This window comes from Streptomyces sp. YGL11-2 (assembly GCF_050054615.1).
Classification (GTDB): Bacteria; Actinomycetota; Actinomycetes; order Streptomycetales; family Streptomycetaceae; genus Streptomyces.
Genome location: NZ_JBNHIN010000026.1, coordinates 69,264 through 83,186, shown reverse-complemented (window position 1 = coordinate 83,186; position 13,923 = coordinate 69,264). Strand labels below are relative to the sequence as shown.

The following is a 13,923-nucleotide window of genomic DNA, read 5'->3' as shown; positions in this document are numbered from 1 at the left end:
AGCGAACATAGTGGTCGTTGGTGTGACGGCGAGACGTAATGACGACGTTTCCCATCAGTCGGCGAATCTCCGGAACCCTGAGGGGTACCAGTCCGTACGCGCCGCCTGATGCGTGTGAAGGGCCCCTGGGGTGCTGTGCGGACCGCGTTGTCCACCTTGGATGGATCGGGCCCGTGCGTCGACGGGCGCCAGGCGAGTTCGTCTCCCAGACGGCATTCCGGTGGTTCCGGGGCTGTTCGTAGCCAGTCGCTGTTTCCGCACACCCCACACCCCACCTCATATCGAACGCGCGAATTCCGTTTCAGCGTTCCATCGAATCTACGTGCGGCAAATGTCTGCACCTACAGCGGTTCGGTGACATCGGTAAAGAATAGTCATGCAATCCTATCTGGCGTCTTCCGATTCGGCGGGTTCCGCAGTACGGTGGCCGCAATACGGCAGGTCTGTACGGCGAAAGCGGCCTCGGCGGATTCCGTGGCAGCGTTCCGCATCTAGCGAACTGTGGCGCATATCCCTTCGCGGAGCCCTTTTCCGGAATTCACCCTTTCTCGTCGCCTATCCATAGTTCCACTTTTCTTGGGATTCGCGGAGCGGCGAGACGCACCCACTCGGGCTGATGGCAGTCCACTCCCCATCATTTTCCGCGCACTGCGGCATGGAATTACTTCCGCCCCGACGCAGGTCCAATTCCTCTTGGAAGGAGGAGACGTGTCAACTGAAGTAAATATCCACGGAAATCCGCTGGAAGGCGCTGTCGAGGGTTCGGGCGCGACGTCGAAGTGGCGTCGTCGTCTCACCCGCCTTGGTGTCTACGGACTGTTCGCGGTGCTGGCCGGGACCGCTGCGACGGCCACGGCGGCGCCCGCCGCGCAGTCGCGAGCGGTCAGCGTCGCGCCCGTGTCCATCACCTGCCGGAACGGCAGCGGCACCGTGGTGAAGACCGACAGCGACCCTGGTAAGCCGGTCATGTACCAGGCAACGGGCACCTGCTCGGTCACGGGCACGGAGAACGGCAAGGCGAGCGGCACTGCCACGTTCTCGATCAACAAAAACAACTGCGTGAACGCTACGACACCCGTCACGGGAACCATCGCCTGGCCCGATGGGACGCACAGCACCGTCACGGCCACCGTGGTGTGGGCCGCTACCGCCGGAAAGGGAATCACGGCCAGCGTCTCCAGCGGCTCGATTACCAGCGGTGCCTTCGCGGGCGCCGTGGTGAGCGGTACGGCCACGGCCGCTCAACAGGTCGAGGTCAACTGTGTCACCAGCGGGACCTTCGACGGAGCCTCCGGCTCCGGCTCCGGGGCGGTGACCGGTAGCTGACGGTTCCAACGGGCGTGTGCCGGGCGCGTCTTGCCTGCCCGGCACGGGCTCCGGCAGTGGGCCCGCCCTCGACAACCGCCGGGGACTGCAGCGGTATGTCTCCCTCATGAATACGGGGTGCACTGTGCGACGGGAACAGTCATATCGAGCCGAGGCGCCTTCACCGGACACCGCGGTGATCAGTCCGTGCTCCGCAGCGGACAATCCCCTGGCAGGTCCGCCTCCCGCCCGATCGACGCCGCGCGTTCCCGACCACATCGCCATCGTCATGGACGGAAACGGCCGTTGGGCCACCCGCCGGGGGCTTACGCGCACCCAAGGCCACGCAGCCGGCGCAAAGGCGCTGATACAGGTGGTCGAAGGCGCCGTCGAGATCGGTATCCGCCATCTGACGGTATTCGCGTTCTCCACCGAGAACTGGTGCCGTCCCGCAGTCGAAGTCGGTTTCCTGATGACGCTGATGCGGAGCACCCTGCGCAAGCATCTTCAGCGGCTGCACGCCCATGCCGTGCGCGTCAGGCACGTGGGACGACGCACCGGTCTGCCTCCCGATCTCATCAGCGAGATCAAGGCAGCCGAGCAGCTGACCGCCGACAACGACCGGCTCACCCTGACCATTTGCCTCGACTACGGAGGCCGGACAGAACTGGTCGACGCGGCTCGCAGCATCGCCGAGGCCGCCGCCATCGGCACGCTGGACCCGGCGACCCTCGACGCCCAGATGTTCGCCCGCCACCTCTACGCCCCCGAACTGCCGGACGTCGACCTGTTCATCCGCACCTCCGGTGAGCAGCGCATCAGCAACTTCCTGCTCTGGCAGTGCGCCTACGCCGAACTCGTCTTCGTCGACACACCGTGGCCCGACTTCGACCGCCATCACCTACGGCAGGCGGTGGAAATCTACGCGACCCGCAACCGCACCTTCGGAACCGTCGAGGATCCAGACCGCAGCACCGCGCGGTCCGCACCCAGGAGGCAGCCGTGTACCTCGACCAACGAGCCCTGACCCGCGCCGGCATCCACGATCCGCTCCTGCGCGAGTCCTACGAATACTGCCGCCGACTCCTGGTCGCCGTCGGGGACGGCAAGGACATCTGGCGCGGCAGCCTGCTCCTGCCACCGGAACGACGACCGCACATGTGGGCCATGTACGGGTTCGCTCGCCACGTCGACGAGATGTCCGAGCTAGCCATCGAAACCGGGGCAGGGCGAACGCAGTTCGCCGACTGGTGCACCACCACGAAAGCCGACCTCGAATCCGGGCACTCATGTGAGCCGAGCGTACGCGCGCTGATCCACACGCTGCGCACCTGGGACATCGGGCCCGAGCCGGCCCAGGGGTACCTTGACGTCTACCTGATGGACCAGAGGGTCACCGAGTACCCCACCTTCGACGATCTGCTGAACTATCTGCGTCCCATGATCGTCGAACCGTTCCGGATGGTCGTCACCATTATGAGGCCAACGAGCGGACCGACCGGGCCGGAGGGGGAAGCGGCTGCACTGGCCTTGTACCTGACCAATCTGATCCGCGATGTCGCCGAGGACCAGCGGCTCGGGCGGACGTATCTGCCGCTGGAGGACCTGGACCGGTTCGGCGTCACGCGTGAGGACCTGGCCGGCGGACCGATGACCCCGGGCATCAGGGACCTGGTGAAGTTCGAGGTGAACCGGGCCCAAGCCCTCTACGAGCGCGGTGCCGGTCTGCCTGATCTTCTGCATCCCCAGTGCCGGGGGTTGGTCAGGGCCTCGCTGATGTTCTACCGATCCTACCTCACCGAGATCGAGCGGCGGGATTACGACGTGCTGAGCGCCAAGCCCCGGATCGGTCCCGCACACCAGGCGCGGATGGCGCTGCGCCTGGGCGTGCCCCTGGTGATGTCCCGTGCGCGCCGTTCCGGTACGGGAGCGGGGCCCGCGCGGCGCTGGGAGGGGGCCGCGTGTTCGTGACGCTCGGCCGTGCCGCCGCACGCCGTAGTTGGGTCTTTCTCGTAGTGCCTCTGGTGTTGGCCGTGTTGGCGGCGGTCGCGGCGTCAGGCATCCACGACCGGCTCAGCTACGGGGGAATCATCGCGCAGGACGCCGAGTCCAACCGGGCCGCCGTGGCGGTCCGGGAGCGCATCGGGCGCGGTGGCGCGGACGTGGTCGCCATCTACCGCAACCCCCACCACACGGTGGACGAGCCGATGTTCCGCCGGGCAGTGGAGGATTCACTGGCGTCCGCGCCGAAAAGAACCGTCGTCTCCACCATGACGTACTGGTCGCGCGATCTGCCCCCGCTGGTCTCCAAGGACCACCATGCGACGGCCGTCGCGATCATGCTCGCCGGTGCGGACGACACGAGCCGGATGGCCAGTTACCACCGGCTGCGCCCGGCGTTGCGGGCCGAGGGCTTCGACATCGAGTACGCCGGGCCGGTCGCGGTGGTCGACGGGGTCGCCGAGCGGACCCTGGCGGATGTGCGGCGCGCCGAACTGATCGCGTTTCCCCTGGTGCTGGCCCTGCTCCTGCTGATCTTCCGCAGCCTGGTGGCGGCCCTGTTGCCGGTGGTCATCGGTGGGCTCAGCATCGGTATCACGCTGGGCGTCCTGGTGCTGCTGAGCGGCACGGTGGCGATCTCGTTCATCACCGTGAGCCTGGTGACCTCCCTGGGACTGGCGCTGGGAGTGGACGCCGCCCTTTTCGTCGTCGGCCGGTTCCGCGAAGAGCTCGCCGGCCGTCACAGCGTGCCGGACGCGGTCACGGCCACCTGCGCCACCGCCGGCCGCACGGTGTTCCTGTCCGGGGCCACCATGACCGGCATCGCTCTGGGATTCCTGCTCTTCCCCGTCGGTGTCATGCAGGCGTGCGGTGTCGGCGCAGCTGTCGTCATCGCCGTCAGCGCCGTCCTCAGCATCACCGCGCTGCCCGCCGCTCTGGCCCTCCTCGGCCCGCGCGTGAACGCCGGACGGCTCCGCCGGCCACGGCGGAAGGGCACGGTCCCGGCAGAGGGGCCCTGGGCCGGACTGGCTCGTGCGGTGATGGCCCGGCCAGGGCACTACGTGATCGGTACGCTGCTGGCGCTGCTGGCCCTGACCGCACCGTTCGCACATATCACCCTCGGCTTCCCCGACCAGCGGACCCTGCCCGCCGGCGCGCCCGCCCGCCTGGCCTCCGACGCCCTGCGGCACGACTTCGCGCTCGGCGGGCTGGACACCGTGCAGGTGATGGTCACCGTGCCGCAGCGGCTGGACACCCGCGACGGACAGCGGACACTGACCGCCTGGGCCGGCGAACTAGTCCACCTGCCCGGCACCGGCGCCGGGCTCATCGCCGCAACGTCCCAGCACAGTGCGGTGATCTATCTGAGCCACAACGGCAGCGCCGAGGACCCGGCTACCCGCGCACTGGTGCGGCACATTCGCGCGCTACCCCCGCCGGACGGCGGCCAAGTTCTGGTGGGCGGGCTGTCGGCCATGGCCCAGGACACCCTCCAACTGCTGGGCCGCCGACTGCCGTGGGTCCTGCTGTATATCGCGGTGTTCACGTATGTGCTGCTGCTGACGACGTTGCGGTCGGTCGTCCTGCCGGCGAAGGCACTGCTCGTCAACGCGCTGTCCCTCGGAGCCTCCTTCGGCGCGCTCGTGTGGATCTTCCAGGACGGGCATCTGACCTGGCTTGTCGGCGCAAGCCGCACCGGATACATCGACGTCGCCCAACCCGTGATCATGCTGATCCTGCTGATCGGCCTCTCCATGGACTACGAGTTCTTCCTGCTGTCGCGCATCCGCGAGCAGTACGACGCCACCGGGGACAACACCGCCGCGGTCGCGACTGGGCTACAGCAGTCCGCTCCGGTGTTCACCTCAGCCGCGGCGGTAGTTATGGCCGTCAGCGCGGCCTTCACCACCAGCGGCGTAACCATGGTCAAAGAGCTGTGCGTCGGGATGTTCATCGCCATCGCGCTGGACGCCACCCTCATCCGAGCACTGCTCGTCCCGGCCACCATGCGGCTGCTGGGCCGGGCCAACTGGTGGCTACCCGGCGCCAAGCACCGACAGCGGGGCGGAAAGCAGGCACTTGCTCCCCCGATGCGCCCGCTGAGTGCGCATCAGAGCAGCGACCCGTGAATGTCTGGCCGAGTGCGACGAGAGCCGGCCTCCCGAGACCGAAGTCAGCAACTGGCTGCCTGGGAAGTGTCCTCAGCGACCGCAACTCTGCCGGCATCGATTCGCGGTGACCGCGGCACAGACAGCGGCCTGTGCCGCGCGGCTGGCCTGCTGGATCCGGGGCGAGGACATCCCGACCAAGCACTGACTTCACCGGGCGCCTCTGAGTGCGAACCCACTCAAGCGCGCCCGGACTTGGGGCGCGGGCAACAACACGGGTCCTCCACCACGTCATCTATCCAAACCGCACTACCAATCACCAAGATTACTTAGGGCCTGTCCGACGGATCTTGTGACCGTCGCAGTCTCGGGTCGTTGGCATGGTCATGGGGCGGGGAGATCTGTCGAACGCAGAGCGGTTCCGGCTGAAGCCGCACCTGCCGAAGTCCGGGAGGCGCGGGGGCCGTTGGGTCAGCCACCGCAGGATCATCAGTGGGGTCTTGTACCGGCAGCGCACCGGGGGCGCCCTGGCGGGATCTGCCCGCGCGTTTCGGTCCCTGGAAGACCGTGTACGAGCGGCACAGACGCTGGTCGGCGGACGGCACGTGGACAGGGTCTTCACTGCCGTCCTGGCCGACGCCGACGTGGAGGGCCGGATCGACTGGTCGATGGTGAGTGTGGACTCCACCTCCTGTCCGGCCCACCAGCATGCCGCCGGGGCCCGCAGAACAGCGCCGCGAGTGCGGGGAAAAGGCGCACGCGCACGCCCCCGGCAGCATCGCCCTGACGAGGGACTCGGACGTTCCCGGGGTGGCCTGACCTGCAAGATTCATCTCGCCAGTGAGGGCGGGCGTCGCCCTCTGGCGCTGCTGATCACTCCGGGCCAGTGGGGCGACGCCCCGCAGCTCATCCCGGTCATGGAACGCATCCGCGTCAGCCGCCTGGGCGGCGGGCGTCCGCGCACCCGGCCCGACCGCCTCGGCGGCGATAAGGCGTACTCGTCCCGCCGCAACCGTCGCTACCTGCGACGACGCCGTGATCACACCTGCCACCGCGAGATCGTCTCACCCGTGACCAGCAGTTACGGCAGCTCTTAACCGATCCCGGTGGCTGTCGACGCCATCGACAGGAGCAGAGCGCCGAGCGCACCCACAGCACCGTAAACCTGCACTACGCGCCGATCCTCGTGTCGGCGGACGTATCGCGCGGCAGCGACGGCGAATGCCAGTCCTCCCACGATGAACCACGGCCCCCATAGATAGAGGTACCAACGGGTCAGCTCGACCAGACCAGGCGCGACGGAGACGGCCCCGGTCTCGACCAGCACGCCGTACAGAACGAACAGGCAGCCGTGCCAGGTGAGCAGGACTGCCGCACCACCGCCACACAACACCATGAGACGGCTGATCCGAACGCCCCGCAGCCGCGTCAGGCCGATGCCGATCAGTGCCCCGAAGAGCTTGACGAAACCGGTCACCCATAGGACGGCGAGGAACCATGGCACCCCGTCGCGAGCGAGCTTCACCAGCGATGGCGACACCATCGACTGCGCGCCGAAGGTGCCACCCATCGCCCAGACGAAACTGGGCACTGCGAACAGCAGCCCCCATACCGCAACGGCGTACCCCGGCCATCTCCCCAGCGGTAGACAGGGCGCCGGGCGCGGGACCGGGGCACGCCGTGCCTCACCCAAATGACGCTTGATCGGCATGAATCCACCGTGGCAGACCCGATGTAGTGAGACGTCATCTGCACGGAGGATCCCCTCCCCTACGGGAGCCACGTCTCACGCCCTTGCCGCCGAAGGGTCAAAGGCCGAGCCGACAACCTCAAAGATCAGGTACGGGAAAGCCCTTAGGCGCTGGCTATGCCTGCCTTCGCAATATCGGCTGCGGAACATAGAGCCATGCCTCCGGCAGCAAACCGCCTTTCGGTGACAGGGGTTCCACCTTGCTCATTTCAGGACAGCGCTCGGGGCCGACTGTCTGCCGTACCTCGCCCGAAACAAGTACAGAGAGGTCGGGGCGAGCCGGGAGCCCCACATACTCATGAGCACGTCCAAGAACAGGCGCATCCGCCATGCGTACGGTGTCGATCACTGCGGATCCCCCAAAGCCGCCGCCATCATTCATACCTACGACGGGTCCGACATGGAGACTTCCCCGCACTTTCAGGAGCCCGTATGAGTTGAGGTCATTGTCTACCAGCAAACGGCCGGCCATCTGGGGAAGAAGATCAAGAACAGCCGCGACCGCCTGCTCCGCCCCCGGTGCGCAGATCCGCACGCCATCGCCTAGCAGCTCTATGTGGGCCCCCGTGGGTAGCACACTCGACAGGATCGAATCGAACCGCCGACGCAAGTGAACCGCGTGGAAATCGTCCTGCGCTCGGACGACGTCGAGAACCATGATCGAAGCCAGCTCCGCCTGCGCGTCAGGATGCTCAATCCGCGGAGCCTCATGCAAGCCCCGCTCGATCATCCACAGCCGGTAGTTCTTTTCGATCTCCTCCCGCTCATCCGGTGCATGTGAGGCATACTCCGACAGCACAGCCACGATCGCGTGCACCTTCAACCACGCCGGTATCCACTGCCCCTTCAGCAGCTTGGTCACCGTGTCATGACTCACCACATCCGGCAGGTCTGTTCGATCTTTGGTCCGCTGGGCGATCTTTGGAGCGCCAGGGAGCCCAGCGCGCTGATACAGCTCGTGAATCGAAGCCACCAGGTCCCTCCTCGGCCCTGGCGGTAGCTCGCTCTGACTCGGCATCGGGATTGCCACGTGCTTCCACCCCCGGCTCGGGCTACACCAACTCGCCTTCAGATTCTTCCAGTTAGCTCCAGATCTCGACTGCCTGCGGCACCGGAGCTGCAAGCTGGACCTGCGGCGCCGTAAACGACCACGATGCAGCCCAAGGAGCCCGATGTTCAGTAAAGTCCCCACCAGCAAACACCCGATCCTGCTTGCAACCATCCGCGGAGCGGTTTCCGGAGCAGTCCGCGCCGTCGTCTCACGGTTGCTGACATTCGTCGACCACTAGCCCTAACACCCGTCCCGCACCTTCGGGATGAGCCGGGCCAGCACCCCGCGAGCAGCGTGCCCGTGCATCAACACACGTTCAGCGCGCTGCCGATCAGGGCGGCGCACCCGTTGATCTTGAAGCACGGTGGCGGGAATTACAGGTGCTTCATACCGGAAACGAAGCGGCCCTCGGCGGTGTTGGAGCGCCAGTCCGAGGGCATTGCACCGCCAGAAGTCTCCCGCTCCGGCTTCCACCTGCGGCTGAAGGCAGCCCCAGCCCGTAGGGGGCGGGCCCGTTCGAACGCTCACCCCGCCCGCCGGGTCCAGGAGATCCACAAGAAGTCCGACGGCACCTACGGGGTCCCGCGCGTCACGGCGGAGCTCAAGGACGCCGGGATCGGCATGAGGTGAAGCATGACGCCAGGCCGACCAAGCCGGCGGGCCCGCGCGACCGGCATCACTGGAAGGCACGGCCACCCCGGATCGACCTGCAGGCGCCTCAAGGGTACCTAACAGGGCGTCAGTAAAGTCAGCAACGAGTCAGCAAAGGTATGATCAGAACCGACCAGAGATGATCGAACCTGCAACTCGACGTGAACCGGGGTTAACCTCATGACCTGGGAAGACGCTGGTCAAGAGGCCAACCCCGGCCCCGCCCCTGCCTGGTTCGGGCGATCCCCCGCGTCGCCCGAACCAGGCAGCCTGGCCGGATTTCCGAACCACTCGGGTCGGACAATCCCCAGTTGCGCTGAGTATATTGGCTCTCAGCCAGTCAACGCAGGAGTTACAGGATGTCCCCCCGCAGCGCATCGGTCAATGAAGAATTGCGACGGCGCTCCCGCGAGCGACTGTTGCAGGCAACGGTCGAGCTGGTGGGCGAGCGTGGCTACGAGGCCACGACGCTGGGCGACATCGCCCAGCGAGCGGGGGCCGCGCGCGGGCTGATCTCGTACTACTTCCCCAGCAAGCACCAGTTGCTCCAGTCCGCCGTGCACCGGCTGATGCACCGCACCCTCCAGGCAGCGCTGGAGCGGGCACCGCGACCCGCCGGACCGGACGCGGGGCGGGAGTTGATGGCCCGGGCCATCGACGCGATCCTGGGCCTCGCCCACGACGAGCCGCTCCTGATGCGCACGCACATGGCGGGGATCCTGACCGCCGCGGGCTTCGTCCAGTGCCCCGAACAGCAGCGGCTGGCCCAGCTGCTGAGGGACACGGTGGTGGCGTACGGGTCGGCCGATCCCGACACCGACTACCCGCTGCTGCGGGCGCTGCTGATGGGGTCGGTGGTGCCCATGCTCCTCCCGGGAGCGCAGATGCCGCGCGTCCGACTGCGCGCCGAGCTGTTCCAACGCTACGGGCTCGCCTGGGAGTTGGGAGTACCGCCCGGTGACCGGCCGCCCGCCGGGTCGACGACGCAGGGGCCGCGCTAGCCGAAAGCGCGGGCCGGCGCCGACGGGGACGCGCACTAGCGCTTGTTGTGGCGCGGTGTCAGCAGGCCGGCGTCGCGGGCTCCGGCGATCAGGCGCAGCGCCCGGCGGCGGTTGCGGCCGGTGGCGGTCATGACGGCCAGTACGGGGTCCCGGCCTTCCTTCTGGGCCGCGCGGTAGGCGTCCGCGGCGAGCTTGCGGCGTTCGCCGGCCCGCGATCGCACGAGGACGGCGGAGCGGACGGCGGAGGAGGAGTCGCCCGCCGCCGCGGCATCGGCGGTGTCGGCAGCATCAGCGGTGTCGGCGGCATCAGCCGGATCGGCCGGCGCCTCGGGGCCGGTCGTCCCCGGTTCCGGATCGGCCGGCGCGCCGAGCGGGGTGCCGGTGCCCGTTCCGCAGAGCGCTCCCTCACCGCGGACGACGTCCTCGGCCGGCGCGTCGTCCCCTGAAGTGCCCGATCGCTGCTCCCCCGGCAGCACCCCGCCGTCGCCGCTCTCCGCCGCGGCGCCCGCCGTCGGCTCCGGGACGGGCGGGGACTTCGGGGGGCGGCCGGTGGCCGCGCGGCAGGCGTCGTCGAGGGGACCGTCGATCCAGCGGGCGAGGGCGGCGAGCGCGTCCAGTGTCAGCGGGGGATCGGCGCGTACGTCCTCGACGGTGAGGTGGTCGTCGGACGCGGTCACCAGGACATCGATCCGGGCGCCGTCGGTGAAGGTGAGCCGGGCGCTGAACCAGGGGCCCAGTTCGGGCGCGGCCGAGCCGTGGGCCCGAAGTTCCCAACTGGGCCACTCCAATGCCGCGTCCTGGGCTTTATATCGGTGATTAACGGTATAAAAGTCACTTTCCGACACAAAAAAAACCTAGCCTCCAGCCGACCCGGCCAAGGGGCGCGGCACGCTCATCGGACCGGGAGCAACCCCGATAGCTCAGCTCTCCCGCCGCACGCCCGCCGGTGCGATCCTGGGGGTACTCCGCGGAAGGGGCCACCCGTGCTTCGTGTCGCAGTGATCGGTTCCGGACCGAGCGGTGTCTACACCGCCCAGTCGCTGGTCGCGCAAGAGGCCGTCCCGGACATCGAGGTCTATGTCCTGGACCGGCTGCCCTGCCCTTACGGGCTGGTGCGCTACGGCGTGGCACCGGACCACGAGAAGATCAAATCGCTGCAGAACAACCTGCGGACGGTGCTGGAGCATCCGCGGGTGCACTTCCTGGGGAACGTGGAAGTGGGCGCCCAGGGGGTGAGCCTGGAGGAGCTGCGCAAGATCTTCCACGCGGTGGTGTTCTGCGTGGGCGCGGCCACCGACCGGCACCTGGGGATCCCCGGCGAGGGGCTGCCGGGCAGCCATCCGGCCACCGAGTTCGTCGCCTGGTACAGCGCGCATCCCGACGCGCCGGCCGAAGGCTTCACGCTGGGGGCGCGCTCCGCCGTCGTGATCGGCGTGGGGAACGTGGCGGTGGACGTGGCGCGGATGCTGTCCCGGGGCGCCGCCGAACTCGCCGCCACCGACATGCCCCAGGGGGCGCTGGGCGCGCTCGCGGACAGCCGCGTCGAGGACGTCTGGATGGTCGGCCGACGCGGGCCCTCGCAGGCGAAGTTCACCACCAAGGAGTTGCGGGAACTGGTGTCGCTGCCCGGTACGCAGGTGCGGGTGCGGCCCGAGGAGCTGGCGCTGGACCCCGCGTACCGCGATCCGGCGGAACTGCCGGCGCCGCTGCGGCGCAACGTCGAGGTGCTCCGCGGCTGGGCCGAGCGTCCGGTGGCCATGGCCGCCGGGGTGGGGCGGCTGCGCCGGATCCATCTGCGGTTCTTCCTGCGGCCGGCCGAACTGCTCGGGGACGAGGCCACGGGGGTGCGCGCGGTACGGTTCGAGCGGACCGTGCCCGACGGGCGGGGCGGGGTCACGGGAACGGGCGAATTCGAGGACATCGAGGGGCAGTTGGTGCTGCGTTCGGTCGGCTACCGGGGACTGCCGCAGTCGGGGCTGCCGTTCGACGAGGCGACCGGGACGGTACCGCACTTGGCCGGGCGGGTCCTGCGGGACGGGGCGCCGGACCCCGGTGTCTACGTAGCGGGCTGGATCAAGCGCGGCCCCACCGGGGTGATCGGTACCAACCGGCCGTGCGCCAAGGAGACCGCGGCGTCGCTGCTGGCCGATGCCGCCGATCTGGCGCGGCGGTTGCCGGCCGGGGACCCGGTGGCGGCGCTGGAGCGGGCCGGGCAGCGGCCGGTGCCCTGGCGCGGCTGGCTGGCCATCGAGGCCGCGGAGGCGGAGTGGGGCCGCGGCCTGGGGCGCGGCACGGTCAAACTGCCGGACTGGGAAGGGCTGTTGGCCGCGGCCCGCGCGGCGATGGTCGGCCGCTGAGGCGGGCGCCCCCTCGGTCACCGCTCGCCGAGGCGGCACTCCTGGAGCCGGGCGGCGCGCAGGACGCCGTCGATCAGACCGGGGAACAGCTCCTCCAGATCGGCCCGGCGCAGCCCGTTCATCTTGGCCGTACCCCGGTAGATCTGCTGGATGACACCGTGCTCGCGCAGCACCCGGAAGTGGTGTGTACAGGTCGACTTGCTGACCGGGAGCTCGATGTCCGCGCAGTTCAGCTCGCCCTCGGCGGCGGCCAGCGCGCAGACGATCCGCAGCCGCATCGGGTCGGCGAGGGCGTGCAGCACATCGGCGAGCCGGATGTCCTCGCGGGCCGGGTGCGGAAGCGACCGGGAGCCCGCGGGGGTGCCCGTCGCTGTCGTAACGGAAGGCATGGCGGCTCCTGAGCTGCGGATCTGCGACCGGCGGCGCGTTCGCCCGCGATCTCCGGGTGAGCGCCGCGGTCTCTGAGGGATCCATTGTACGAGGGGCATCGTAGTTTGACATTCACCGTACTACGACGCCTATCGTATGAGCCGGGATCCAGCGGGACCCCGGACCACCCGTTCGCCCTCAGGTACAGGAGCCTGCCGTGAGCGCACTCTTCGAGCCCCTCCGCCTTCGGTCGCTGACCATCCCGAACCGCCTCTGGATGGCCCCCATGTGCCAGTACTCGGCGGCCCCCAAGGGGCCGGCCGCGAGCGCGCCCGGCGACTGGCACTACCAGCACCTGGTGGCGCGCGCGGCGGGCGGGACCGGCCTGATCCTCACCGAGGCGACCGCGGTGCGCCCCGAAGGGCGCATCAGCCCGTACGACCTCGGACTGTGGAACGACACCCAGACCGAGGCGTTCCGCCGGATCACCGACGCCCTCAAGGAGCAGCACAGCGTCCCCGGCATCCAGATAGCGCACGCCGGGCGCAAGGCGTCCACGGAGCGGACCTGGGTGAACCGCGGCGGCCCGATCCGCCCCGGTGAGGGCTACGGCTGGCAGCCGGTCGGGCCGAGCCCGCTGGCGTTCGCGGACGGGTTCAGCACGCCCGCCGAACTGTCCCGGGAGGAGATCGGCGAGGTCGTCGCCGCCTTCGCGGACACCGCCCGCCGGGCGCTGGCGGCCGGCTTCGAGGTGGCCGAGATCCACGGCGCGCACGGCTACTTGATCAACCAGTTCCTCTCCCCGTACAGCAACCGGCGCACCGATGAATACGGCGGCTCGTACGAGGACCGGACGCGCCTGCCGCTGGAGATCGTGGACGCCGTTCGGGCGGTGTGGCCCGAGGAACTGCCGCTCTTCTTCCGGATCTCGGCGACCGACTGGCTCAGCGAGGACGAGACCGACGACCGCGAGGGCTGGACGGCGGACGACACGGTGCGCTTCGCCCGGGACCTCAAGGAGCACGGCGTCGACCTGCTGGACACCTCCACGGGCGGCAACGCCCCGGACGCCCGGATCAGCGCCGGGCCGGACTACCAGGTGCCGTTCGCCGAGCGGGTCAAGAAGGAGACCGGCCTCGCGGTGGGCGCCGTGGGGCTGATCACCGAGGCGCGGCAGGCGGAGAAGATCGTCGCGGACGGCCGGGCCGACGCCGTGCTGATCGGCCGCGAACTGCTCCGCTCGCCGAGCTTCGCGCAGCACGCCGCCCGCGAGCTCGGCGCCGCCGCGCATATCCCGAACCCGTACCACCGGGCCGTCTGACCTGCTCGG

At 69.0% G+C, this 13,923-nt stretch carries 12 protein-coding genes and 1 pseudogene; 8 read left to right on the top strand and 5 right to left on the bottom strand.

The genetic code is table 11. The features are described from left to right. Window positions 1-809: 809 nt before the first annotated feature. Complete coding sequence (locus ACO1BR_RS26765) at window positions 810-1,235, bottom strand: hypothetical protein (protein ID WP_426797651.1); 426 nt, start codon at window positions 1,233-1,235, stop codon at window positions 810-812. 197 nt (window positions 1,236-1,432) lie between these two features. Here ACO1BR_RS26765 and uppS point away from each other — a divergent pair, with 197 nt between their 5' ends. The 4 genes and pseudogenes from uppS to ACO1BR_RS26745 form a co-directional block, all read left to right on the top strand. Then, window positions 1,433-2,332, top strand: coding sequence for a polyprenyl diphosphate synthase (gene uppS / locus ACO1BR_RS26760; RefSeq protein ID WP_426797650.1), 900 nt, complete (start codon window positions 1,433-1,435; stop codon window positions 2,330-2,332). Continuing rightward, a complete protein-coding gene (locus ACO1BR_RS26755) occupies window positions 2,308-3,276 on the top strand; it encodes a phytoene/squalene synthase family protein (RefSeq protein ID WP_426797649.1) in 969 nt (322 codons plus the stop codon). The genes uppS and ACO1BR_RS26755 overlap by 25 nt, the downstream gene beginning before the upstream one ends. 53 nt (window positions 3,277-3,329) lie before the next feature. After that, complete coding sequence (locus tag ACO1BR_RS26750) at window positions 3,330-5,435, top strand: MMPL family transporter (RefSeq protein WP_426797648.1); 2,106 nt, start codon at window positions 3,330-3,332, stop codon at window positions 5,433-5,435. 365 nt (window positions 5,436-5,800) lie between these two features. Beyond that, a pseudogene (locus ACO1BR_RS26745) lies at window positions 5,801-6,451 on the top strand (IS5 family transposase); the annotation flags it as partial. Between the two features lie 56 nt (window positions 6,452-6,507). Here ACO1BR_RS26745 and ACO1BR_RS26740 read toward each other — a convergent pair. Both ACO1BR_RS26740 and ACO1BR_RS26735 read right to left on the bottom strand, forming a co-directional pair. After that, on the bottom strand, window positions 6,508-7,125 hold the full coding sequence (locus ACO1BR_RS26740; RefSeq protein ID WP_426797647.1) for a DUF3995 domain-containing protein: 618 nt from the start codon (window positions 7,123-7,125) through the stop codon (window positions 6,508-6,510). Window positions 7,126-7,279: 154 nt separating this feature from the next. Further along, the gene (locus ACO1BR_RS26735) at window positions 7,280-8,137 is read right to left on the bottom strand and encodes a hypothetical protein (protein WP_426797646.1); all 858 of its coding nucleotides are present in this window, start codon (window positions 8,135-8,137) and stop codon (window positions 7,280-7,282) included. A 495-nt stretch (window positions 8,138-8,632) separates the two neighbouring features. Between ACO1BR_RS26735 and ACO1BR_RS26730 the strand changes: the two genes are divergently transcribed. Together ACO1BR_RS26730 and ACO1BR_RS26725 are read left to right on the top strand one after the other, a co-directional pair. After that, entirely contained in the window at window positions 8,633-8,845 is a 213-nt protein-coding gene (locus ACO1BR_RS26730) for a transposase (RefSeq protein ID WP_426797645.1), read from the top strand. Window positions 8,846-9,225: 380 nt separating this feature from the next. Then, window positions 9,226-9,867 (top strand): TetR/AcrR family transcriptional regulator, encoded by a 642-nt coding sequence (locus tag ACO1BR_RS26725; RefSeq protein ID WP_426797644.1) that lies wholly within the window; start codon window positions 9,226-9,228, stop codon window positions 9,865-9,867. A 35-nt stretch (window positions 9,868-9,902) separates the two neighbouring features. Here ACO1BR_RS26725 and ACO1BR_RS26720 read toward each other — a convergent pair whose 3' ends face one another. Next, window positions 9,903-10,655 carry a DUF6214 family protein gene (locus tag ACO1BR_RS26720; RefSeq protein ID WP_426797643.1) on the bottom strand — a complete coding sequence of 251 codons (753 nt, stop codon included), beginning with the start codon at window positions 10,653-10,655 and terminating at the stop codon, window positions 9,903-9,905. A gap of 195 nt (window positions 10,656-10,850) precedes the next feature. On the opposite strand from ACO1BR_RS26720, the gene ACO1BR_RS26715 reads away from it, so the two are divergent. Continuing rightward, the gene (locus ACO1BR_RS26715; RefSeq protein WP_426797642.1) at window positions 10,851-12,224 is read left to right on the top strand and encodes an FAD-dependent oxidoreductase; all 1,374 of its coding nucleotides are present in this window, start codon (window positions 10,851-10,853) and stop codon (window positions 12,222-12,224) included. Between the two features lie 17 nt (window positions 12,225-12,241). Here the strand turns inward: ACO1BR_RS26715 and ACO1BR_RS26710 are convergent, their stop codons facing one another. After that, on the bottom strand, window positions 12,242-12,613 hold the full coding sequence (locus ACO1BR_RS26710; RefSeq protein WP_426797641.1) for an ArsR/SmtB family transcription factor: 372 nt from the start codon (window positions 12,611-12,613) through the stop codon (window positions 12,242-12,244). Window positions 12,614-12,810: 197 nt separating this feature from the next. On the opposite strand from ACO1BR_RS26710, the gene ACO1BR_RS26705 reads away from it, so the two are divergent. Continuing rightward, window positions 12,811-13,914, top strand: a complete 1,104-nt coding sequence (locus ACO1BR_RS26705) for an NADH:flavin oxidoreductase/NADH oxidase (protein WP_426797640.1) — start codon at window positions 12,811-12,813, stop codon at window positions 13,912-13,914. Window positions 13,915-13,923: the final 9 nt, after the last annotated feature.

Bases quoted from the DNA above. Each gene is read 5' to 3' on its own strand.
- ACO1BR_RS26740 (WP_426797647.1), bottom strand. From the start codon at position 7,125: ATGCCGATCAAGCGTCATTTGGGTGAGGCACGGCGTGCCCCGGTCCCG.
- ACO1BR_RS26710 (WP_426797641.1), bottom strand. From the start codon at position 12,613: ATGCCTTCCGTTACGACAGCGACGGGCACCCCCGCGGGCTCCCGGTCG.
- ACO1BR_RS26725 (WP_426797644.1), top strand. From the start codon at position 9,226: ATGTCCCCCCGCAGCGCATCGGTCAATGAAGAATTGCGACGGCGCTCC.
- uppS (WP_426797650.1), top strand. From the start codon at position 1,433: ATGAATACGGGGTGCACTGTGCGACGGGAACAGTCATATCGAGCCGAG.